This window comes from Paractinoplanes deccanensis (assembly GCF_016862115.1).
GTDB classification, from domain to species: Bacteria; Actinomycetota; Actinomycetes; order Mycobacteriales; family Micromonosporaceae; genus Actinoplanes; species Actinoplanes deccanensis.
Genome location: NZ_BOMI01000082.1, coordinates 40,213 through 61,357, shown reverse-complemented (window position 1 = coordinate 61,357; position 21,145 = coordinate 40,213). Strand labels below are relative to the sequence as shown.

General features: G+C 72.9%; 21 protein-coding genes and 1 tRNA gene. 11 read left to right on the top strand and 11 right to left on the bottom strand.

The features are described 5' to 3' along the window. Positions 1–92 precede the first annotated feature (92 nt). From Ade02nite_RS21290 to Ade02nite_RS21280, 3 genes are all read left to right on the top strand, one after another. Complete coding sequence (locus Ade02nite_RS21290; RefSeq protein WP_203766265.1) at positions 93–1,367, top strand: threonine/serine exporter family protein; 1,275 nt, start codon at positions 93–95, stop codon at positions 1,365–1,367. Between the two features lie 64 nt (positions 1,368–1,431). After that, the gene (locus tag Ade02nite_RS21285) at positions 1,432–1,998 is read left to right on the top strand and encodes an RNA polymerase sigma factor (protein WP_203766257.1); all 567 of its coding nucleotides are present in this window, start codon (positions 1,432–1,434) and stop codon (positions 1,996–1,998) included. Positions 1,999–2,032: 34 nt separating this feature from the next. After that, positions 2,033–2,764, top strand: a complete 732-nt coding sequence (locus Ade02nite_RS21280) for a hypothetical protein (RefSeq protein ID WP_203766255.1) — start codon at positions 2,033–2,035, stop codon at positions 2,762–2,764. A 16-nt stretch (positions 2,765–2,780) separates the two neighbouring features. On the opposite strand, the gene Ade02nite_RS21275 is transcribed toward Ade02nite_RS21280, so the two are convergent. After that, on the bottom strand, positions 2,781–3,050 hold the full coding sequence (locus tag Ade02nite_RS21275; protein ID WP_203766253.1) for an STAS domain-containing protein: 270 nt from the start codon (positions 3,048–3,050) through the stop codon (positions 2,781–2,783). A gap of 1,331 nt (positions 3,051–4,381) precedes the next feature. Next, positions 4,382–4,454, bottom strand: a tRNA-Asn gene (locus Ade02nite_RS21270). Between the two features lie 192 nt (positions 4,455–4,646). Between Ade02nite_RS21270 and Ade02nite_RS21265 the strand changes: the two genes are divergently transcribed. After that, positions 4,647–4,967: a hypothetical protein gene (locus Ade02nite_RS21265; protein WP_203766251.1), complete on the top strand. Its 321-nt coding sequence runs from the start codon at positions 4,647–4,649 to the stop codon at positions 4,965–4,967. 49 nt (positions 4,968–5,016) lie between these two features. Here the strand turns inward: Ade02nite_RS21265 and Ade02nite_RS21260 are convergent, their stop codons facing one another. Both Ade02nite_RS21260 and Ade02nite_RS21255 read right to left on the bottom strand, forming a co-directional pair. Continuing rightward, complete coding sequence (locus tag Ade02nite_RS21260; protein ID WP_203766249.1) at positions 5,017–6,024, bottom strand: sugar phosphate isomerase/epimerase family protein; 1,008 nt, start codon at positions 6,022–6,024, stop codon at positions 5,017–5,019. A 156-nt stretch (positions 6,025–6,180) separates the two neighbouring features. Continuing rightward, the gene (locus tag Ade02nite_RS21255; RefSeq protein WP_203766247.1) at positions 6,181–7,227 is read right to left on the bottom strand and encodes a sugar phosphate isomerase/epimerase family protein; all 1,047 of its coding nucleotides are present in this window, start codon (positions 7,225–7,227) and stop codon (positions 6,181–6,183) included. A gap of 917 nt (positions 7,228–8,144) precedes the next feature. Here Ade02nite_RS21255 and Ade02nite_RS21250 point away from each other — a divergent pair. Further along, a complete protein-coding gene (locus Ade02nite_RS21250; RefSeq protein WP_203766245.1) occupies positions 8,145–8,393 on the top strand; it encodes a hypothetical protein in 249 nt (82 codons plus the stop codon). Between the two features lie 24 nt (positions 8,394–8,417). On the opposite strand, the gene Ade02nite_RS50320 is transcribed toward Ade02nite_RS21250, so the two are convergent. Genes Ade02nite_RS50320 through Ade02nite_RS21225 form a run of 5 tightly spaced genes read right to left on the bottom strand, consistent with a single transcriptional unit; the run spans position 8,418 to position 15,542 of the window. Next, on the bottom strand, positions 8,418–9,473 hold the full coding sequence (locus Ade02nite_RS50320) for a DUF2293 domain-containing protein (RefSeq protein ID WP_203766243.1): 1,056 nt from the start codon (positions 9,471–9,473) through the stop codon (positions 8,418–8,420). A gap of 10 nt (positions 9,474–9,483) precedes the next feature. Next, on the bottom strand, positions 9,484–9,663 hold the full coding sequence (locus tag Ade02nite_RS21240; RefSeq protein ID WP_203766241.1) for a hypothetical protein: 180 nt from the start codon (positions 9,661–9,663) through the stop codon (positions 9,484–9,486). Between the two features lie 12 nt (positions 9,664–9,675). Further along, positions 9,676–12,366, bottom strand: coding sequence for a CHAT domain-containing protein (locus Ade02nite_RS21235; protein ID WP_203766233.1), 2,691 nt, complete (start codon positions 12,364–12,366; stop codon positions 9,676–9,678). 19 nt (positions 12,367–12,385) lie between these two features. Beyond that, positions 12,386–14,503, bottom strand: a complete 2,118-nt coding sequence (locus Ade02nite_RS21230; protein WP_203766218.1) for a CHAT domain-containing protein — start codon at positions 14,501–14,503, stop codon at positions 12,386–12,388. A 58-nt stretch (positions 14,504–14,561) separates the two neighbouring features. Further along, on the bottom strand, positions 14,562–15,542 hold the full coding sequence (locus Ade02nite_RS21225; RefSeq protein ID WP_203766217.1) for a hypothetical protein: 981 nt from the start codon (positions 15,540–15,542) through the stop codon (positions 14,562–14,564). 256 nt (positions 15,543–15,798) lie between these two features. On the opposite strand from Ade02nite_RS21225, the gene Ade02nite_RS21220 reads away from it, so the two are divergent. Further along, a complete protein-coding gene (locus tag Ade02nite_RS21220; protein ID WP_203766215.1) occupies positions 15,799–15,957 on the top strand; it encodes a hypothetical protein in 159 nt (52 codons plus the stop codon). Here Ade02nite_RS21220 and Ade02nite_RS21215 read toward each other — a convergent pair. Together Ade02nite_RS21215 and Ade02nite_RS21210 are read right to left on the bottom strand one after the other, a co-directional pair. Beyond that, complete coding sequence (locus tag Ade02nite_RS21215) at positions 15,944–16,846, bottom strand: NAD-dependent epimerase/dehydratase family protein (protein ID WP_379037116.1); 903 nt, start codon at positions 16,844–16,846, stop codon at positions 15,944–15,946. The two genes, Ade02nite_RS21220 and Ade02nite_RS21215, sit on opposite strands and share 14 nt — an antisense overlap. A gap of 24 nt (positions 16,847–16,870) precedes the next feature. Continuing rightward, the gene (locus Ade02nite_RS21210; protein WP_203766211.1) at positions 16,871–17,605 is read right to left on the bottom strand and encodes a zinc metalloprotease; all 735 of its coding nucleotides are present in this window, start codon (positions 17,603–17,605) and stop codon (positions 16,871–16,873) included. A gap of 146 nt (positions 17,606–17,751) precedes the next feature. Between Ade02nite_RS21210 and Ade02nite_RS21205 the strand changes: the two genes are divergently transcribed. The 5 genes from Ade02nite_RS21205 to Ade02nite_RS21185 are packed head-to-tail and all read left to right on the top strand — an operon-like array spanning position 17,752 to position 21,087. Then, the gene (locus Ade02nite_RS21205) at positions 17,752–18,951 is read left to right on the top strand and encodes a DUF2786 domain-containing protein (protein ID WP_203766209.1); all 1,200 of its coding nucleotides are present in this window, start codon (positions 17,752–17,754) and stop codon (positions 18,949–18,951) included. A 35-nt stretch (positions 18,952–18,986) separates the two neighbouring features. Further along, a complete protein-coding gene (locus Ade02nite_RS21200; RefSeq protein ID WP_203766208.1) occupies positions 18,987–19,679 on the top strand; it encodes a hypothetical protein in 693 nt (230 codons plus the stop codon). A gap of 3 nt (positions 19,680–19,682) precedes the next feature. Continuing rightward, entirely contained in the window at positions 19,683–20,039 is a 357-nt protein-coding gene (locus Ade02nite_RS21195) for a hypothetical protein (protein WP_239168934.1), read from the top strand. 41 nt (positions 20,040–20,080) lie between these two features. Further along, entirely contained in the window at positions 20,081–20,392 is a 312-nt protein-coding gene (locus tag Ade02nite_RS21190; protein ID WP_203766206.1) for a type VII secretion target, read from the top strand. Then, positions 20,389–21,087, top strand: coding sequence for a WXG100 family type VII secretion target (locus Ade02nite_RS21185; RefSeq protein WP_203766203.1), 699 nt, complete (start codon positions 20,389–20,391; stop codon positions 21,085–21,087). Before Ade02nite_RS21190 ends, Ade02nite_RS21185 begins: the two co-directional genes overlap by 4 nt. The last annotated feature ends 58 nt before the right edge of the window (positions 21,088–21,145 follow it).

The following is a 21,145-nucleotide window of genomic DNA, read 5'->3' as shown; positions in this document are numbered from 1 at the left end:
CACTCCCCGAGAGCAAGCCATACCCCGCCGGGCGCGGCCTCACTCCCACGGGAGGATCCCCGCCGGACGATCCGCGCCTACCGTCGGCGGGCATGGCGGACGATCAGCACGAACGGCGCGAGGTGCAGCAGTTTTTGCTGTACCTGGGCAGTGCTCTGACCGCCGCCGGGGAGGCGGTCAACCAGATCGAGGAGCACCTGCTGCGGGTGGCCGCCGTCTACGGTGCCCCGCACGCCCGCGTCAGCGTGCTCCCCACGTACCTCGTCGTCTCGCTCGAACCGGGCCGCCCCGCCACCCTCGAACCGACGAAACAGCTCCGCGGCGGGCTGCGCCTCGACCAGACCGCACGGCTGTACGAGCTGCTCAAGGCCGCCGAGCGCGGGGAGACCACACCCGCCGACGGCATCCGCCAGGTCGAGCGGATCATCGCCATGCGGGCCCGGTTCCGCCCGGTCCTGCAGATCGTCAGCTACGCGGTGCTCACCGGCGGCATCTGCCTGGTGCTGAAGCCCACGTGGGGCGATCTGCTCCTCGCGACCCTGTTCGGCGCGATGGTGGGCGCGCTCAAGCTCGTCGGGGCGCGCTGGGTCAGCGTACAGATGATCATGCCGGTGGTGGCCTCTTTCGCCGTCGCGGCGATCACCTTCCTGCTCGCCGACACCGGCTGGGCCGACGCGGACCTGCGGGCCATGGTGGCGCCGCTGGCGACCTTCCTGCCCGGCGCGATGCTGACCATGGCGGTGGTCGAGATCTCCGCCGCCGAGATGGTGACCGGTGCCAGCCGGCTGGTCACCGGCGTACTGCAGCTCCTGCTGCTCGCGTTCGGCATCGTCGGCGCCGCCCAGACGGTCGGGCTGCCGGAGGCCGGCTCCCAGATCGAGGCCCTCCGGAGCTCCATCGGCCCGTGGGCGCCGTGGCTGGGCGCCCTGATCGTCGGCATCGGCAGCTATCTCGCCCACTCCGCCCCGCGCGGCACCCTGGTCTGGCTCTGCCTGGTGCTCTACGCCGGCTGGATCGGCCAGTACGTCGGGAACCTGCTGCTGGGCGGCTACCTCAGCGGCTTCGCCGGCGCCCTGGTGCTGACCGTCGTCGCGTACCTGGTGGAACGCCTGCCCTCCGGACCGCCGGCCCTGGTCAGCTTCCTGCCCGGCTTCTGGCTGCTCGTGCCCGGTGCGCTGAGCCTGATCGGCGTGACCGAGTACTTCGGCCAGGACTCCGCCCAGGCCTCCCAGGACCTGCTGGCCGCGCTCGCCTCGATGATCGCCGTGGCGCTGGGCGTGCTCTGCGGCCACCCGGTCTACCGCGCCGTGGCACGGTCGCTGGACGGCCTGCGCACCCGGGAAGGCGCCGGAACCCCCTCGGGGTGACGCCCGTTTTGACGCCGTTCCATCGACAGGTAGCGTGCTGCCTCTGTGCTTCGGGGGGCCTTACTTGCCGACGGATGACGAACTCGCCGACGCGCTCGCGTCCGCACGAGTCGGCGACGAGCGGGGTTTCGCCGTCCTCTGGCGTGCGCTGAACCCGGCGGTCCTGCGCTACCTGCGGGTGGTCGCCGGCGACGCTGCCGAGGACGTGGCATCGGAAACGTGGCTCCAGGCGGCCCGCGACCTCGACCGCTTCGACGGCGACCCGGCAGCCTTCCGCGGCTGGCTGTTCCGCATCGCCCGGCACCGGGGCATCGACGAGCTGCGGCGAGCCGGCCGGCGCCGCGAAGACCCGGCCGAGACGATCGACGCGGGCCCGCCCGGCCGGGACGCGGCCGCCGAGATGATCGAGGGCGCGGAGACGTCGTGGGCGCTGAGCCGGATCGCGGAGCTCCCCATCGACCAGGCGGAGGCGGTCATGTTGCGGGTCGCGGCCGGGCTCGACGTCGCCACCACCGCCCGGGTGCTGGGCAAGCGCCCGGGCGCGGTGCGGATCGCCACCATGCGGGGGCTGCGGCGCCTCGCCGCCGACGAGCAGGTGCGTGCCCGCCGCCACGCCATCGAGGAGGTGTAACAGCATGCGCCTTCGCGACGCTCTCTTCGGTGCGATGCGTACATGGCGAGCACACCGGCGCGGCCTCGACGAGGCCGACCGGCTGGTTGCGGGCGATCGGGCCGGACCGGAGAGCCCGGGACTGGACCATCTGCTCGACGCCGTCCGGGCGCCCGGGACAGCGGGCGAACTCGGCAACGAGCAGGAGATGGTCGCCGCGCTCGCCGCGCAGCGCCGCCGTGCTGCGCTGACCACGAGACCGAAGGGACGTCTTCGTGTCCAGGTGCACACCTCGGCCAGGAGAATTGTCGTGAGCACCGCGACGGGAGCGGTTCTCCTGGCCGCGGGTGGCACCGCCGTGGCGGCGGGCACCGGAAGTCTCCCCTCCGGCGTCCAGCAGCAGGCGCACCGCCTGTTCTCGGTGCTCGGCGTGCCGGCACCGAGAACAGGCCCCACCCCGCCCCCGCCGAGCCCGTCCCGCACCACATCGGCGACGCCGTCGCCGTCACCCGCGCGGTCACCGGGGCCGGCGGCCACGACGGCGGCTCAGACGCGCGCGTGGTGCGACGCCTGGCAGACAGCGGCGGAGGGCGGCAAGCCGATGAACGGCCGGGACCGCCGCGACCTGATCACGGCGGCCGGCGGCGAGGAGAAGGTCGCCGGCTACTGCGGGCTGGACGAGCCGAGCCCCACGGCGAAGCCCCGAGGCAACTCGAAATCGCCCAAGGCGACCCCGTCCCACCCGGCGCCACGAGCCACCACGCCGAGCAAGAGGCCCAAGAAGTGACCTGCCCTCGGGTTCGTCAGCCCTCGGCGATCAGATGGTCCAGCTCGAGCAGGCTCAGAAGCCGGCGCAGGTAGGGCTGGGGATTTCGTAGACGCAGGCGACGCCCCTCGGCCGACATCCGCCGGGCGGCCCGGGCCAAGGCGTGCAGTCCGGGCATGTCGACGAAGTCGAGGGCGGACACGTCGACGGTCAGGTCACCGCCTTCAGCTATGGCGCGTTCGAGATCTCCCTCCAGGACAGCGACTGTGCCAAGGTCAACTTCTCCCCGAACGAACAACGTCGACACACACAACCAGCGCGTGGCGGGGCTGGGCCGTTACACCTCACTCTTCCGTGGCTGTGGGCGCCGGCGCTCTCCGCGAGCCCGCCGGTTGAGCCGCGTCCCCACACAGCCCGCCCTCCCAAAGGGGGCCCCCGCCCGGACAGCGTCATTGTCGTGCGCAATCGCAAGATCGTGCTGATGGGCTGTGGATAACCCTGATTGTGGATATCGGGATGGTCGGCTGGGGCCGCCCAACGGGGCTTGCGGGGTGGGGCTCGTTGCGGCTGGGTGGGTTGGGCTTTCTCGCGGTTGACGGTGGAGGGCCGGGGGTGCGCACTCACGACTGAGGAGCACTTTTACGTCGAGAGTGCGCACCCCCGGCCCTCCCCCTTGCGTGGTGTCCGGTGACGGCCAGTCGGTGGTCCCTCGCCGCCGGCAACGGGGTCGGCGTGGGTGGTCCCCTTGCGGCCGTTGGGGTCGTTGTTCGCTGCCGCGCTGTGGTGCGGGCAGGGCAGATCGGTCACGCAGGCACGCTTCGTTGTTGGTCCATCGGCAATTCCAGGCCGGTCGCGCGGGTTGGTGGTTGCTGACGGCCGGCCCCGCTAAGCCGGTGAGGTCACGCGCCGGCTGCCGTCTCGCGGTAGGTCGCGCGGGTCGGCGATCGCTGACGGCCAGCTCCATTGAGCCGGTGAGGTCGCGCGCCGGCTGCCGCCTCGCGGTAGGTCGCGCGGGTCGGCGATCGCTGACCGCCAGCCCCATTGAGCCGGTGAGGTCGCACGCCGGCTGCCGCCTCGCGGTAGGTCACGCGGGTCTGCGATCGCTGACCGCCAGCCCCATTGAGCCGGTGAGGTCGCACGCCGGCTGCCGTCACGCGGTAGGTCACGCGGGTCGGCAGTCACTGACCGCCGCCCCGTTAAGCCGGTGAGACCGCGCGCCGGCTGCCGTCACGCGGTAGATCGCGCGATCGGCAGTCACTGACGGCCGCCGTCTCCTGGTAGATCGCACGGGTCGGCAGTCGCCGACGGCCGGCCCCATTGAGCCGGTGAGACCGCGCGCCGGTTGCCGTCTCGTGGTTGGTCGCGCGGGTCTGTGAAAAGCCCGCGGCGGAACGGCTCAATCCGGCGCAGCGACGCGAAGCGAGCGTGACTCACCCGGTCACGATCGGCGCCACCGGCCAGACGGGTCACATTGCGGTGCTCAGCCCCGTACAGGCACAGAAGGGGTAAAGCGCAACCAAACCGCCCAGAGCGACCACGACACCGTGGGGTCTCCGGGGCTCGGCCCCGGAGCAGGCACAGAGAGAAGGCCACCACAGTCCGCGCGTTTTGCGGACAGGGTGGCCCTAGGACTTCTCGCTCCCCCGATTGGACTCGAACCAATAACCTGCCGGTTAACAGCCGGCTGCTCTGCCAATTGAGCTACAGGGGATTGCTTCAGCACCACCGGTACTGCTTGGTGCCGGGGAACAGAGTACATGACGGGTGCGGGGGTTCGCGAAGGGGTTCCCCGGCTCGCCGCTACCGGCTGAATCGCGATCAGCAGGAGTACGGGGCGGGCAGGATGGGTATGAGCGGTCGCATCGACGCATGCGTGTCGTCACGAACGGAAGGAGCCGCCATCATGCGCGGAAAGCTGATGTTCATCACCGGTCTCGCGGCGGGCTTCGTCCTGGGCAGCCGTGCCGGCCGGGAGAAGTACGAGGAGATCCGGGCCAACGCCAAGAAGGTGTGGGAGCACCCGTCGGTGCAGGAGGCCGCCGGTGTCGCCCAGGCGCAGGCCAACAAGCTCTACTCGGAGAGCAAGGACAAGCTTCAGTCGTCGAAGATCGGTGAGAAGCTGCACACCACGTCGAGCACGTCGAGCACCTCGAGCACGTCGGATGTGACGCCGACGGACTCGCTCGCCGCTTCGAACAGCAAGACCACCGGTAGCTCGTACTGAGTTCTCGCGAGAGGCCGCCCCGGAAGTGCCCGGGGCGGCCTCTTCGTGCCTAGGACGAGGACGAGAACGCGGCGTCGAAGGCGGCCGACGGGGCGTCGAACGCGAGCCGCCGGACGAATTGCAGGGCTTCGGGGGCGCCGACGAGGCGGTCCATGCCGGCGTCCTCCCATTCGATGGAGATGGGGCCGTCGTAGCCGATGGCGTTGAGGGCGCGGAAGCAGTCCTCCCACGGCACGTCGCCGTGGCCGGTGGAGACGAAGTCCCAGCCGCGGCGCAGGTCGGCCCAGGGCAGGTGGGAGCTGAGGCGGCCGCGTCGGCCGTCGCCGGTGCGGACCTTCGCGTCCTTGCAGTCGACGTGGTAGATGCGGTCCTTGAACTCGAGGATGAAGTTGACCGGGTCGAGCTCCTGCCACACGAAGTGGGACGGATCCCAGTTGAGCCCGAACGCGGGCCGGTCGCCGATGGCTTCCAGGGTGCGCCGGGTGGTCCAGTAGTCGTACGCGATCTCGCTGGGGTGGACCTCGTGCGCGAAGCGCACCCCGACCTCGTCGAACACGTCGAGGATCGGGTTCCACCTGTCCGCGAAGTCCTGATAGCCGCGTTCGATCATGGCCGGCGGTACGGGCGGGAACATGGCCACGGTGTGCCAGATCGACGACCCGGTGAAGCCGACGACGACGTCGACGCCGAGTTTCGCCGCGGCCCGGGCGGTGTCCTTCATGCGATCGGCGGCGCGCCGGCGTACACCCTCGGGGTCGCCGTCGCCCCAGATCGCGGCCGGCAGGATGTCCTGGTGGCGCTCGTCGATGGGGTGGTCGCAGACGGCCTGGCCGACGAGGTGGTTGGAGATCGCGAAGACCTTGAGGTTGTATTTGGCGAGCTGTTCGCGCTTGCGTTCGACGTAGTCGGGCTCGGCGAGCGCCCGGTCGACCTCGAAGTGGTCACCCCAGCAGGCGATCTCGAGCCCGTCGTAGCCCCACTCGGACGCCAGCCGGCACACCTCGTCGAAGGGCAGGTCGGCCCACTGGCCGGTGAAGAGCGTGATCGGACGTGCCATTGCTGTTCTTCTCCCTCGGGCAGCCATGGATAGGCAGGCGGCGAGGGAGGCCGCCCAGGTGACAGCGCTGTGGCGGGCGTGCACAGCCGGCGGGGTTTGCGCCTCCCGGATGCCGGCTCGCTCGTCACATCGATGCCACCACTGACTCTAGACGGCTCAGCGGGCGGCGCAAGGCTCGTTTTCCGGCTGGAGGCCGTGGGCGGCGAGCTCCGCGAGGAGGTACGTGACGTCGTTCGTGATCTGGTCCGGGGTGGGGGTCCGGCTGATCAGGGTGAGGTTCTCGGTGAGCGGGCCCTGCTTGCCGAAGAGCTGACGGATGCCGGCGCGCCATTTGGCGGTGGTGGCTCCGGGCACGGCGGCGACGCGCACCTCGATGATCGCGAGCCCCGCGTCGGTGACGGCCTCGATGCCGGCGGCCGGGTCGGCCCAGGTGCGCTCGCAGTGGCCGAGGTCGAGGCAGATGCCGAGGCGGTCCTTGTCGACGCGGCTGAGGGCGGTGACGGTCTGCTCGGGGGTGTCGAGGACGTCGCCCTCGGCGGGCTGGAAGCCGACGCGCACGGCTCGGCCGCTCTGCCAGGCGAGATCGGCGAGGCCGTGGGAGAGGCGGCGGAGGATGCCTTGGGCGGCCTTGTCCTCGGCTTCCGCCCAGCCTTCGCGGCGGCCGAGGCCGATGGTGCCGACGGCGCCGCGGACGGCGTCCTCGTCGAGGAGGTCGAGGAGGACGCGGGCCAGGTCGAGGGTGTATTCGCGGCGGGCGGGGTCGGTCCAGTCCGGATCTTTGTCCGAGGCGGCCTTGTTGTCGGCTTTGTTCTCGGCTTTGTTTTCGGCTTTGTTGTCGGCTTTGTTTTCGGCGGCCTCCGCCGCGTCGCTGTTGGGGGGAGCGACGCCGGCGGAGGCGCCCGCGGGGGAGGCACCCGCGATGGAATCAGGCTTGGGTTTGCCGCCGCTCGTGTCGGCGGGCTTGCAGGCGGGCTTGCCGGCGGAGCTCTCGCCGGGTTTCTCGCCGCCGCCCTCGGCGAAGGGCGCGCCGCTCAACGTGACGACTTCGAGCCGGCGGGCGTCGAGTTCGGCACGAAGCCGGGTGCGGGCGCGGCTCTCGGCGGCGAGGGCGGCGGCGAGTGCGGGAGGAAGCCAGAGGTTCACGCCGAGGGCGTCGGCGCCGAGCCGGGCACGAACCGCGCCGTAGGTGTCGAGCTGTCGCACGAGGGCGGGTAGATTGCTCGCCGATCTGCCTACCGGGTTGGCCGGGCGGCCGGCGTCGCTCGCCGGCGCTGCGTGGCCTGCCTGCGGGGCGATCTCACAACTGAGGTGCACGATCCGGCCGGAGGGGTGTCTCAGCCGCATACGAGTCCTCCCCGGACCAGAGCCCCGGCGCATCTGCACGTGCATCCGCACGTGCTCACCGGTCCAGTATGGACCATGCGGCCACCGGTGCTCGACGCGCGCGTGTCCGGCCGTCGCACTGCCATGACGCCTCCATCCGTGGAAACTCCTGCCCTCGAATACGAGAGTCATGCGTCCCCAGGATCAGCGCCGTACCCGCCGTGCGACGCCATGACCGGCCCAAACATGATCGCTTCCCGGAAGATCCATCGGCAACCACCAATCCGTTGCCCCATGGTGACCTGCCGGTAGGCCCAGCGAAACACCCTTTGACAGCGTTGCAATCGATCCCGCCGATGTGCACCATGTGCGACTTCGGGCATGCACGAAACGATCACTCGTGCGAAGGCACGGCAGGCTGCACCAGCCATTCGGCGCCGCGACGATCTCCGACGGTGCGCTGCGGTGGCGGCTACTCCGGTCGGGTGACCCTCTTGCTCCGTGACGCTCGACCTGCGGGGCTGTAAGCCCTCGATTCCGCTACGGCCCTGGGGCTATCAGGATGGGCGGATGCCGCTCTTCGAGATGACTGCCGATCAGCTGATCGAGGTCCCCCTGGAGCTACAGGCGTTGCGGTACGCCGCTGGCGAAGGTGGAACCCGACGCGGTCGAGGAGGCCCTCACCAGACTCGCGGAGTTTCTCGAGGATGCCGGCGGCGAGGAGGCCGTCCTCAGCCGAGAGGTGCGGGTCGTTCTGGTGGCCGCGGGATTCGACCGGGAGAATCACGACGACGGTGTTGTGGCTCAACGACGTCTACGGGCTCGACATACGGTGCGTGCGGCTCACGCCGTACAAGGTCGACAGTCGCCTGTTGCTCGACGTTCAGCAGGTCATTCCGCTGCCGGAGGCGAGCGGGCTCACCGTTCAGCTGCGGCGCCGGCAGAGTCAGGCGCGTGCGGCGAGCGCCGACACGCGAGATTGGACGCCGTACGAGATCATCACGCCGGCGGGTCGTACCGAGCCGTTGCGGCTATCCGGGGTGTAGGTCCGCAGCGCCGTGGCTGTCCGGTCAGGGCTGCCGCCACGCCTGCAGGACCCGGTCGATGTCGGGGCGGATGCGCTCGCGGGCCTCGTCGCGGGGCACCCCGGACATCAGCATCTCGTCGTATGAAGTGTTCTCGTGCCGGACCGAGGCGACCACCGCTCGGGTCACCGCGTCCGGGTCCAGGGCGCGGCCGGCGGCACTGCGGCCCACGCGGCCGCTGCCCCGGGCGCCGGTGTGCAGGCTGATCTCCGCCGCGCGGGTGGGCGGGCAGCCGGGGAAGAGCCGGACGATCTCCTCGGCCAGTTTCTGCTGGAAGGACTCGTCGGCGACTTCGCGGCGCTGCCTGTCCCGCTCGCGGCGGCGGGCCCGGGCCTCCTCGTCGGAGAGGCATTGCTCCTCGGCCTGTTCGACGGCCGCCCGCTCGACCAGCAGGCCCTGGCGCTCGTGGCGTTTGCGGGACTTGTTGAACCGGACCACCACCGCCGACAGCCGGCTGGCCTGCTTGGCGCGCCGGGTCAGCGCCGCGTCGCCGGCGGGCAGGAAGACCAGGTGGTCGAGGTCCGCGCAGGTGAGGCAGATCGGTGCGCCGTCCTCCATCATCAGCAGCTCGGCGCCGGTCTGGCCGCAACCACCGCAGGTGTACGGGCGGAGCGCCTGCATCACGACCAGGTCGGGCGCCTTGCTCTGCCGCGCCGTGATCCGTTCGCGCTGCTTGTCCGGCAGGTCGGCCGGCATCCAGTGGGTGCGGTACGCCGACTCCAGCGCGGGTTCCCCGCCGGCCGTGAAACGCAGCGCCCGCCGGTCCCGCGTCGCCGCCACGTACTCCACCTCGCTCGGCCGCAGCCCACGGCTCGCCACCCAGCGATGGAACACTTCGAGCGCGTCGGCCAGCCGGTCCGCCGACACCGCCGCGACCGCCTCCAGGTGCGCCGCCCGGCCCTGCCGCCAGTCGGTCACCAGCCCCGGCGGCAGCCAGCCCATCCCGGTCAGCACGTCGAGCGGGCTCACATAGCGCTGCCGTTCCAGCGCCTGCTCGGCGGCCTTCACCACCCGGCGCTCCAGCTTCGTGGCGGGCTGCATGCAGGGCAGGCTACCCGCCACGCCGTTCGGCGTCGGCACGCGCGTCCGCGGCGGCCCGCAGCCGGTCGAGGCGGCGCAGGCGGTCGCTCAGACCGGCGGTGAGGTCGGCGGGGGTTGCGCCGCCGGCGAGTGCGGCGGTGGCGGCCTTGCGGAGTTCGGCGAGCAGCAGGTCTCGTACGGGGTCGGCCATGGTCTGCTCCCGTCAGCGGCCGTGATAGGCCAGCGCGGCCCACAGGGACGGCTGGGTCAGGTCGGTGGTCCGGACGGTGTGCAGGTGGGCGCCGGTCAGCAGCGGTGACAGGGTGCGGTCCGGGTCGAGCATCCAGCGGTGCACGGCGTTGACGGCCGCTGCGGGGGTCAGGCGCTCGTCGACCAGGTGCTGGTGGAGCAGGAAGAGCGCGAGGGCCGCGTACGGCGACGGGACCGGCCACTGCCAGCCGACCACGCCGCGGAAGCCGGCGTCGAGCAGGGCGGGCGCGGTGCCCTCGGCGAGGATCACCAGGCCGCCGCTCGCCTGGAGGGACGCGAGGTCCAGGGTCTCGCCGTCGGCCAGCTCCAGCTCGGTGCCGTGCAGACCGCAGGCCAGGTGCACGAGGGAAGCGCCGGGCAGGTGCACGCGCAGGTCGCCGGCCGTGCCGGGGGTGTCGACGGGCTCGAGGGCGCGGCCGGCGCAGAGCGACTGCGGGTAGAACAACCGGCGTACCGCCAGGACCTCGGCCATCGCCGCGTCGCGGTCGCCTCGCGGGTTGACCACGAACAGGGGCCTGCCGGTGGGGGTGGCGAGCGGCCGCAGCAGGTGGGCCGCGGACGGCACGAGCGAGACGACGGTGGCGGCGGCCGGCGTCAGATGGTCCACGCCGTCGGTCAGGGACGCGAAGACGGTTTCGCCGGGCACCGACGGGAGCAGCGCGAGCTCTTCGGTGGCCGCGTCGAGGCGCAGGGCGCCGGCCGGGTGCACGTGGACGAAGGCCGCGGCGCCGAGCCGGCGGACCGCGGCGGCGACGTCGGCGATCGAGGGCGCGTCGAGCGGCGGCGACGGGGGCGGCTCGACGCCCGTGAGGACCGCGACGATGTCGTGCGGCAGCGAGGCGGCGACCGGCGAGGTGGCGGCGGCCTCGAACGCGGTGAAGGCCTCGGCCGCGCGCCCGCCGGCGATCATCCAGTGTGCGAAGCGGGTCGCGAAGGCACGGTCCCGCAGGGCCTTCAGCCCCGCGTTGCGGCACAGCTCGGCGTCTCCGGTCGCGCCTCTGCGGTGGTACGCCTCGGCGAGGCGCTGCCAGGTGCGGGTGCGCAGGCCGTCGTCGTCGAGGGCGCGGACGGCGCTCTCCAGCAGCGAGATCGCGGTGTCCGGGTCGGGGTGGGCGGCGCCGAGCACGGCGGCCTCACGGGGTGAGGGCCGTTTCGGGGCGGCGTCGAGGGCGGCCGGCACGTCGTGGAGCAGCATGGCGAGGAAGCCGAGCTCGGGACGCGGTGGCACGGGCGCGCCGGCGCGCACGGCCGCCAGGAGCTCGGCGTGGGCGGCGGCCGTGGTCAGGACTTGGTGCCAGGGATGGCCGGCCGGCACGCCGGCGGCGGTGCAGGGGACGATCTCGGCGGCGGCCACCGCGCGGCACAGGGCGGCGACGGCGGCCGCGGCGGGTGGCAGGGACGGGACCCTTTCCCCGTACGAGGAGATGTCCTGAGCGATGTCGGTGACCGGGCCCGCGAGCGGGCGACGATCGTCGAGCACGGACCCGGTGGCCTCGATGATGACGACGGCGGCAGGGTGGTCCGGTGGCACGTGCCGGGTGGCCGCCGCGAGTTGGTGGGCGGCGGCGACGTACGCGGCGGGAACGTCCTCCTCGTCCGCCCAGCCACTGCCGTCGCGGCGGCCGCGCAGGCTCATGCCGATCGCGGCCAGGAGCCGGTCGAGACCGCGCTCCACGGCGGTGCCCTCGTCCTCGTCGGCCGCGTTCGCGGCGGCACCGGCGAACGCGTCGAGATCGGCGGGCGGCACGGCCGAGGGACCGGCCAGCAGGAGCGCGCGGGCCTGCTCCCACACCGGCTGATCGGGGCAGGCGACCAGCGAGGAGAGCCGATCGCGGGCGGCCCGCCGCGCCGAGGAGGACGGTGCGGCGAAGGCCGTGGGCGCCGGCCGGCGGGGCGGGACCGTCGGCGGCTGATGGACCTCGGGGTCCATGACGGTGACCGGATAGTTGAGCGAGTCGCCCGTCACCCACGTGGTGGACGGCATGCCGTCGCGCTGCAACCGCTGGAGCACCGACATCATCTCCATCATCTTGCCGAGGTCCAAGCGCGACAGGTCGCCGCTGAGCAGCGGCTGGATCGACTCGGCCAGGGTGAGCAGCGTCCGGGCCATCGCGGTGACGTCCGCGCTCAGCGGCGGCCCGTCGAGGACCTCGCGGAAGAGCCGGACGGCCTCGTCGGCGTCCCCGTCCACGCCCTGCGGCAGCCCGTGCAGGAATCCGCCCCGCGCGCCGGCCGGGCTCATCGCCTCGGTCGCGCGCGACAGGTGCAGCTGGCCGAGCGACAACCGCGCGATGGTGACCTGCGGCGCGGGCACGCTGGTGAAGGTCAGCGCCTCGCGGAGCACGAAGATGGCGGTGTCGCGGTCCTTCGGGCCGCTGCCGTGCGCGCCGTACCGCATCGAGAGGTACCAGCCGAGCTGGGCGGCGACCTGCCCGCGCGCGGGATCGCCGGGGTCGAGCAGGCCGTACGCCTCGTCCCACGCCTCGATCGCGGCCGACAGCTCGCCGAGCGCCGCCGGCTGACCCGGCCCGGCCCGCCAGTAGCGCTGGTTGAGCGCCTGGCCGAGCTCGACCAGCTTGGGCACCCGAGCCGGCCCGTCCAGCCGGGACAGCTCGTCCCGCAGTCGCGCGATGTTCCCGTCCACGGCACCTACCACCTTTCGGTCACTGGCCCCAGTGGACGAAGCCGGCCCACGCCACCACGCGCGCGGGATCGGTCTCCTGGAGCATGCGGCGCAGCGGGGAGGGCATGCCCCGGGGCGGCCGCCGGTCGTCGTCGAGCATCCACAGCTGCGCGCGGCGCAGCGCGTCCCACGGAGCGCGGCGCTCGGTGGTCAGGAAGTGGTGGACCATGTACATGAGCAGGGACGTGTCCTGGTCGGGGACGCTCCACTGCGCCGACAGCACCGACCGCGCTCCCCCGGCCAGGAACATCGTGCCCAGGCTGTACGCCTCGTCGTAGCCGTGGATGGAGCGGCCGGTGTGGCAGGCCGCGAGCACCACGAGGCCGACCGGGTGCCGCCGCGCCTGCGTCATCACGCCGACCAGCTCGTCGGCGGTGAGGTCCTCGCCGTGCAGCAGCAGCCGCGACGCGGCGGACCGGCCGGTCTCGATGACGCCGTGCGAGGCGAGGTGCAGCATCGTGCCGGCCACGGCGCCGTCCGCGCGCAGCCAGGCGCGGACGTCCTCGGCCGTGCCCGCCCCCGAGACGCTGACGCTGCCGTCGGGTCGGCGGCCGACGTAGGTCGCGGCGGGATAAAAGGACTGGTGGATCGCGTACGCCTCCAGGCGCGCCGACCGCAGCTCGGGCGCTCGGCCGCCGGTGTCCGGGTCGGCGAGCACCAGGCCCGCCGAGGTCAGCCGCACCGGGTCGGCCGCCGCGCTGTCGCACAGCAGGCGCGCCGAGACCGCCTGGGAGAGCGAGACCCGTTCGACCGCGTACGTCCCGCCGGGGTCCCGCGCCGCCTGCCACGGCACCCGGGCGAGGTCGCCCATCGGGATCAGCACCAGGCGCGGCACCCGGCCGTCCCCGGCGAGCGGGCCGGTCAGCGGGCCCATGGCGGCCTTCCACGCCCAGGCGCAGAGCCCGTCGAGGCTGCCGGTGAGATCCTCCGGCTCGACCGCCCCGGCGTCCCGGCTCGCCATCGCGGCCAGGTAGCGCTCGATGTCCGTGCCGGCCTCGATCGTGAGGTGCGGCAGCGCCAGGTAGCGTGCCGGTCCCTCGGCGGGGGCGATCACGGCCCAGCCCGGGGCCGGCGCGTCCGCGGGCACCAGATAGACCAGCGCGTCCACGCCGAGCGGCCGGAGCGCGCCCTGGATCTCGCCGAGGTCGGGCGGGTCGAGCAGGCCGGTGTCGCGGGCCAGCACCTCGAGGACCCGCTCGCGCAGCGACGAGGGCGGCCGGTCGGTGGCGCGCCACCGCTCGGCCAGGTCGCGGTGCCCGGCGTCGATCAGCCGGGTGTACGGGTCGCGCAGCTCCGTGGCGGCGAACAGCATCAGCCCGCGCCCGGCGTCGAGGGCGCGCAGCGCGTCCGCGGGCTGGTGGTCGACCAGGCACCGGGAGGCCGCCGCCACGGCCTCCCGGGCGGCTTCGGCCGCGACGGCGCGCGCCGAGGCGGGGTTCGGCTGGAGCAGCACCCGCCACGCGTAGCCGCGCAGGCCCTCCAGCGCCGCCAGCCGCGACGGCGCGGAGTCGCCGCGCCGCAGGTGCAGGCCGGCGAGCAGCTCGTTGACGAACGACCAGTGCGGGTGCTCCGGGCCGCCGGCCAGCTCGCGGGCGGTGGTCAGCACGGCGATCGCCTCGTCCACGTCGGCGAGCGTGCCGCGCACCTCCGCGCGCTGCCGCAGGCCCAGCGCCAGCGAGGCGAGGTGGAAGACCCGCTCGGGATGCCCGCCGGGGGTCAGCTCCACGGCCGCGCGCAGGTCGGCGACCGCGGCGTCGATCGTGGCCGGGTCCGTCTCGGCGCCCTGGCGCATCGCGAGGCCGCCGCGGGCCATGAGGTGGAACGCGAGCTCGTCCTCGCTCGCGCCGGGCCGCGACTCCGGCATCTCGGCGGGCCGCCCCTCGGCGACCGCCCGCATCGCCTCCAGCATCGGCGCGACGCGGTCCATCGCCTCGCGCACCGGATGACCCGGCGGAAGCTCGCCGGACCGGGCCATCACCGCCGAGAACCTCGCGAGGGCCGCCGTGGTGTCGCCGTCCTGGTGCTCCCGCATCGCCTCGAGGTAGTCCGGCATCAGCCCCAGCATCGCCGCGAGCGCGGGATCGTCGGGTCGCGTCATCGGTCTCCACCCCTCTTCGGTGCCGCCTCCTGGTTCTGACGGACGACGGGCGGAGCGGTCAGTCCTCGCCGCGCAGGATGTCGAGCACGGTGGCGACGATCCGGTCGATCCCGGCGCCGTCGCGGAGCACCCGTTCGAGCCGGTCGTCGTACGCCCGGCCGGACGCGCCGTCGCCGGAGTCGGCGCCGAACACGGTGTTGATCACCTCGACCACCACGGCGCGGGCCGGCTCGCCGCGGGACAGGCGCGCCCGGATGAGCTGGACGGCGCCGTGCGCCAGCGCGGTGAGCAGGCGCTCGTGCTCGGCGGCGGGGTCGGTGGCGGGCTCGGCGGGGCCGTCGAGGTGGGCCGCGGAGGCGACCGGGGGCTGCTTGTGGCCGAGCGGCGCCTCGACGTACTGCTCGTACCACTGCGGACGGCGCCGCATCGCGGCCAGCACGGTGTGGATGTCCTCGCGCACGTCGGCCTCGCCGTAGACGGACCAGCCGCCGTGGCGCTCGCACCGGCGCACCACCCAGCTCTCCACCGGCCACAGGTCGTAGCCCGCCGTCGACGGGGTGCCCACCCAGGTCAGGATCTGGGTGGCGAGGTCGAGCAGCCAGGTGTCGCCGCCCAGCTCGCCGGCGAGCCAGGCCGGGACGCGGGGACGCTGGAGCGCGCCGTTCGCGCCGCGCCGCCGCCGGTGCCCGTCCACGGTGGCCGGCACCAGGCGGCTGGCGATCCAGCCCTCCAGATTGTCTATCCGGGTGCTCGCCTTGCGGGCGACGTCGTCCACCACGGCCTCGACGTCGTTCTCGAAGCGGTCCAGGCACTCGTCGGCGAGCCGGCTCACCGACGTCGCGCAGGCGACGTGCCCCCGCCGGAGCTCGAACTTCTGCGTGAGCCGCTGATAGCCGACCGGCCACACGATGGAGTACGTCGCGCCGGTCAGCCGCAGCCGGTCCGGCCCCGAGGTGCCGGCGATCGTGGCGGCCAGCAGACCCCGGCGCGCCAGGTCACGGACCTCGTCGACGCCGTCCGTTTGGGTCGTTCCGAGCACCGCGCCCTCCTAGGAGTTCTCCGAGGTGACTCACCTTGACGCACGGAAACCCGGAGCGTGAACGGCGGGACGATCCGTCTTGGTCACCGGTCAGCCGAGGGCCCACCCAGCTCAGGGGACGAAGGTCGGCGACATGGTCCACAAGAGAGGTTCGTTAGGACGATGCACTCCGGGTATGAACGGCGTAGCCCGCGAGGGTGACCGGTCTTGATCACACAGGGCTGCGGATCGGCCGGGGCCGGGGCATCCTGGCGGAGTGAGCAATAACGAGCCGGCCGCCGATGAGTTACGCGATTATCTCGCCGAGGAGCTGCGCGAGCGGGTGCGCGCCGGCGCCGACGTGCGGGAGCTGGAGGAACGGCTGCGCCGGGTGAACGAGATGCTCGCCGAGCTCGACGAGCCTAGCGAGAGCTGAACGACTCGCGGATCGCCGCGTCCACGGGCCGGCCGGTCACCGGCTCGACGAAGAGCTCGGCGAGCAGCAGGCCGGCGAGATGCGACGGGTCGACGCCCGACTCCTTGCGGCTCGCCCTCTGCACCGCTCCCCCGCCACGCAGGGCGGCCCGCACCACGGCGGCCGGCAACCGGCGCACCGCCCGGGGGCGCCCGGCGGCGGCCGCGATCCGCCCGATCATCTCGGCCCAGGTGAGGTTCTCGTCCGCGACCGGGATGTCGGCGTCGCTGCGGCTCTCGAGCGCGTCGACGGCGGCCTCGGCGACGTGGCGGGCGGTCGTCACCGCCGTACCGCCGGGTGGGGCCGTCAACGGGAATCGGGAGCGGGCCCAGCGGTCGAGCGGTCCCGCCCAGTTCGGCAGCCGATCACCGGCCCGGCCGAAGACGAAGGGCAGCTCCAGCACCGCGACGGGCACGCCGGCGGCCCGGCCCTCGCGCGCCTGCTCCAGCCGGCAACGCACGTACGGGTGACGCTCGGCGAGCCGCCACTCGGGGTGCAGCCGGTCGAAATAGGTGTAGTACGAGCCCATCAGCACGCCGCTGGAGACTCCCTCGGCACGGGCGGCGGCGAACAGGCGTACCACCGGCTCGACCATGTCCCGCCGCAGGGCGGGATAGACCGGCTTGGGCAGCGGCCGCTGCTCGTCGGTGCGCGTGGCCATCACGACCCCGTCGCAGCCGGCCAGGACCGCCCGCAGCTGCTCGGCTGTCGCCGACCGCACGTCGAGCCGGTGATCGCCGGCGCTCCGGCCGGCCGTGACCGCCGCATGACCCCGCTCGCGCAGCACGTCCACGACGTGCGCGCCGATGAGCCCGCTCCCGCCCAGCACCAGAGTCCGCACGCCTGACATCGTCCCTGCTGCGGGCGCGCCGGTCTACTTCGGAGGCTGGTGGTACAGGCAGCCGGCGCTCCTGCCGACCAGGCGCAGGCCGGTCAGGTCGCCGGCTCCCCACGTCGCCTTCTTGGTGGTCAGGACGGGGTACATGATCTCGTACTTGTCGGCGATCGTGGGGTGGTCGAGCCCGACCGCGTGGCCGATTTCGTGCATCAGCAGCTGGCCGGTGGTGCCGCCCCGGCCGGCGCCGAAGCCGCGGGCCATCCTGGCGGCGATGGCCGCGTTGAGGACGACGCGGCCCTGCGACATGCTCCACGCCGGCGCGCCGCTCGCCGTGTACGCGCTGCGGGCCAGGTAGCCGCCCATGCCGGCGGTCGTCGTCGTCCGCGGGAGCATGCTGCTCTGCACGCCCGGCGCCGCCCAGGCGATGACGATCTCGGTGCCCGCGGGATACGTACCGCTGAAGCCCTTGTTGGCGGCCGGCACGGCCGAGGTGGTCCCGGCGTAGCGGAAGGTCAGGCCGGTCGCCTTCGCCACGTTCGCGACGGCCTGCTTGACCTCGGGCAGCGAGCTCTTGGGGGAGCGCGCCAGGTTGACGCGGTAGTCGATCGGGCCCGCGCACGGGTTCCACCGGGCGACGGCGCCCCTGCCGCCGGTCTGGCTCATCAGCTTGTACGCCTTCGCGTTGCCGGCCGCCTGCGCGACGCCGGGCTGGAGCACCACCAGGGGCAGGGCTGCCGCGATCGCGAAGGCGGCACGGGACCAGCGAGGCATGGGAACTCCGGGGGGCTCGGTGCACGGGGGAACCCCCAGAATCCGCAGCTCAGGTTGCAGTTCCGGGTGCCGCTCGGTAGTTATCCACAGGCCCGGAACGATCTCCGGCCGCCTTGGGTACTGTCGGGCGATCGAACGGAGGCCACATGCGTACAAACAGCGACGAACCGCGCCCGCAAGTGGCCGACGAGACCGTCCAGCGGGCCGTCTGGTCGGTGCGCGCCGGCCGGACGTACGACCTGGAGGACTGCCTGACGCTGCTCACCGGCCCGCTCGGCGAGCAACCGGTCAACCGCGCCCTGCTCACCGCCCTGCTCCGCGACGTCCGGCGCCTGTGGCACGACGGCTGGCAACCGGCCGAGCTGGCCCGCGCCGCCCGGCGCGACCACTCCGCGCGCCACGGCAGGCTGGTCGCCGACGCGATCGCCGCCCAGATGCGCAGCCACGCGTCCGCCACCGTCGACCACCGCTGGCGGGCCCAGCTGGCCGAGCTCGGCGCCACCGTCTGGTGGGCGCACGACGACCTCTACCTGACCGCGTGGGCGGCGCGCGAGGGCGTCAGCCGCACGGTCGCGATCGTCACCGCCGTCGAGGTGCTCTGCCTGCTCAACGCCCTGCCGCCGATCGAGCTGATCGTCCCGCCGCCGGGCACCGCGGGCCCCGCCGTCCCGGCCGCCGACCTCGACGAGCGCACCCTGAGCCGGGTGCGCGCCCTGCTGGCCAAGGCCGAGTCCACCGACTACCCCGAGGAGGCCGAGGCCTGCACGGCAAAGGCCCAGGAGCTCATGGCCCGCCACCGCATCGACCACGCCCTGCTCACCGCCGAGACCGGCCGCCGCGACGCTCCGGCGAGCCGCCGGGTGCCCGTCGACAACCCCTACGAGGCCCCCAAGACCCTGCTGCTCCAGGTCGTCGCCGACGCCAACGGCTGCCGTGCCGTGTGGACGAAGAGGTTCGGCTTCTCCACCCTGATCGGCTTCCCCACCGACCTCGACGCCACCGAGATCCTGTTCACCTCGCTGCTGATCCAGGCCACCCGCGCCATGACCCACGAGAGATCGAGCACCCGCGCGTTCCGCCACGCCTTCCTGACCGCCTACGCGTCCCGCATCGGCGAACGCCTCGACGCCACCGTCGAGGAGGTCACCACCACGACGCCGCAGTCCACCGCCCTGCTCCCCGTCCTGACCGCCCGCGCCGACGAGGTCCGCTCGGCCGTCGAGCGCCAGTTCCCCCGCCTCGTCCACCGCACCACCACGGCCGGCAACCGGGCCGGCTGGCTCTCCGGCCGCGCCGCCGCCGACCGAGCCTCCCTGACCGGCCGCCACGAGGTGTCCCGCGACTAGGCCATCGATGGACGTGCATTGTTAACGTCCCCGGTGTGACCGGCAAGCCCAAGCCGTCCGGCAGCGGCGGCGACCCGCCGCCCCCGCCGAGGGGCCCACGCTCCCCCGGCCCGGGCGACATGGACGGCGCCCACGACGCCGTGGCCGCGGTCGCCCAGGCGGGCAGGCCGGGGTCGGGGAGCTCCACCACGACCACCCGAGCTCAGGGCGATCGGACTCCGGACGACCCCGAGCTGGCCGAGATCATGCGGCGCTACGAACAGCTCGGCGACGAGCCGCCCAGGTTCGACATCGCCGCGAACGACCTGGCACACCAGCGGGCCCACACGCTGGACCATCACGGGCCCAGCATTCCCCTGCGCAGAGGAGACGGACCGAGGACGATCGAAGGCCGCATCTACGGCGACGGCGAATGGAACGAAGCCGTGAACGCCTCCCTCAGGTGGACGGATCCCTCGACCATGCACCGCGAGATCAACGGATACATCCGCGAGAACTGGTCTCGCATCCGCGACGACCTGGCGATGGACCGATCCCATGACGGCTTGTTCGATGCGGGTCATCGTGTCGGCGAGGGCTACTACAACAAGGGCATGTATGGCGTCGGCCCACGCGAGGCCACATATGTGACAACCAGCCTCGTCCGGATCCGCATCAAACTGGTGCAGGGGTCGGATCCGGCGCAGCCCTTCATCCTCACGGCGTTCCCCGCGGCGTTAGGGTCATAGGCCATGGACACGTCCGGCCTGCCCGAGTCGCTTCGCGCGCGCATCGCGGAGCGGTCGGCCCTGCCGCCCATCGAAAAGGTGCGCGCGCTGCTGCACGGCTATGTCCACGACTCGGACGGCTTCGACGAGGTTCGCGAAGAGCTCCGCGACACGGCTCAGACAAGCACGTTCTATCTCGAGCAATATCTGACCGCGCTGGAGACGATCCTGGCGGAGCCCCAGCCCGAGGGCACCTACCTCCGACTCGTCGCGGGGGACGGCAACCGCGGCCTCGACGACCCTTCCGACGCCGAGGCGATCGGATATCTCCGCAGGCTCCTCGAAACCCTGCGCACCGTGATCGCCGAAGCGCACGGGTAGCGCACCCCTCCTAACATCCATGGAGATGAGTGGAGGACCCCATGGCTGACGGCTTCTCGGCCGACGCCGAGCAGATCAGGGCGCACGCCGCCCGCGTCGAGGGCGTTCAGCAGCGTTTCGGCGCGGTCAGGGCGGCCTCCTCGGCGATCGGCCGGGACGACGCCGCGTACGGCCTGCTCTGCGGCTGGATCGCCGGCATCCTCGAAGCGCGGCACGTGCGCCAGGACCAGCTCATCGCCTATGTCGAGGAGAACCTGCGGCTCGCCGGCGAGGCCCTGCGCCAGACCGGCGCCGGCTACGACCAGGCCGACGACGCCGCCGCGCAGCGCCTGCGAAAGGCGGGTGTGCTGTGAGCACCTCACTGGTCGCCAACGTCGTCAACCCGGGCGGCAGCGTCACCGGCGCCTCGCTCGTCGACAGCTTCCGGGGCCTGCACCAGTCCGTCAGCGGCGGCAGCTGGGTCGACGGCGCCCTGGCCGGCGGCGCGTTCGCGCTGGAAGCCACTGCCACCGTGCTCGACCCGTTCAGCTCACTGCTCGCCAACGGCCTCGGCTGGGCCATGGAATACTTCGAGCCGCTGCGCGCCGTCCTCGACAAGCTGGCCGGCATCCCCGACCGGGTGGCCTCCCACGCCGCCACCTGGCAGAACATGTCCGCCGAGCTCCAGGCCATGTCCGAGGACCTGCACGCCCACCTGGCCGCCGACCTCCCCGACTGGCAGGGCGCCGCCGCCACCACGTACCAGTCCCTCATGGCCAACAACGTCGACGCCCTCGGCGGCCTCGGCGCACTGGCCGCCACCATGTCCTCCGCCACCCAGGCCGCCGGCAACCTGGTCACCTTCACCCGCGACATCGTCCGCGACCTCATAGCCGACCTGGTGGCCCGCGTCATCGTCTGGGCCGCCGAAGCCCTCCTGGTCATCACCATCCCCATCGTCGCCGCCCAGATCGCCTCCGCCGTCGTCAAATGGGCCGGCCGCATCCTGGGCTACACCACCGCCCTGATCACCAGCCTCACCAACCTGACCCGCCTGATGCAGGGCTGACATCAATTCCGGAGGTACGGCTCCGGCCCGCCCCCAAACGCACGACGACCGCTCCCGC

Bases quoted from the DNA above. Each gene is read 5' to 3' on its own strand.
- Ade02nite_RS21215 (WP_379037116.1), bottom strand. From the start codon at position 16,846: ATGTCAGGCGTGCGGACTCTGGTGCTGGGCGGGAGCGGGCTCATCGGC.
- Ade02nite_RS21190 (WP_203766206.1), top strand. From the start codon at position 20,081: ATGGCTGACGGCTTCTCGGCCGACGCCGAGCAGATCAGGGCGCACGCC.
- Ade02nite_RS21195 (WP_239168934.1), top strand. From the start codon at position 19,683: ATGGACACGTCCGGCCTGCCCGAGTCGCTTCGCGCGCGCATCGCGGAG.
- Ade02nite_RS21280 (WP_203766255.1), top strand. From the start codon at position 2,033: ATGCGTACATGGCGAGCACACCGGCGCGGCCTCGACGAGGCCGACCGG.
- Ade02nite_RS50320 (WP_203766243.1), bottom strand. From the start codon at position 9,473: ATGCAGCCCGCCACGAAGCTGGAGCGCCGGGTGGTGAAGGCCGCCGAG.
- Ade02nite_RS21260 (WP_203766249.1), bottom strand. From the start codon at position 6,024: ATGGCACGTCCGATCACGCTCTTCACCGGCCAGTGGGCCGACCTGCCC.
- Ade02nite_RS21205 (WP_203766209.1), top strand. From the start codon at position 17,752: ATGCGTACAAACAGCGACGAACCGCGCCCGCAAGTGGCCGACGAGACC.
- Ade02nite_RS21230 (WP_203766218.1), bottom strand. From the start codon at position 14,503: ATGACGCGACCCGACGATCCCGCGCTCGCGGCGATGCTGGGGCTGATG.
- Ade02nite_RS21210 (WP_203766211.1), bottom strand. From the start codon at position 17,605: ATGCCTCGCTGGTCCCGTGCCGCCTTCGCGATCGCGGCAGCCCTGCCC.
- Ade02nite_RS21290 (WP_203766265.1), top strand. From the start codon at position 93: ATGGCGGACGATCAGCACGAACGGCGCGAGGTGCAGCAGTTTTTGCTG.
- Ade02nite_RS21265 (WP_203766251.1), top strand. From the start codon at position 4,647: ATGCGCGGAAAGCTGATGTTCATCACCGGTCTCGCGGCGGGCTTCGTC.
- Ade02nite_RS21240 (WP_203766241.1), bottom strand. From the start codon at position 9,663: ATGGCCGACCCCGTACGAGACCTGCTGCTCGCCGAACTCCGCAAGGCC.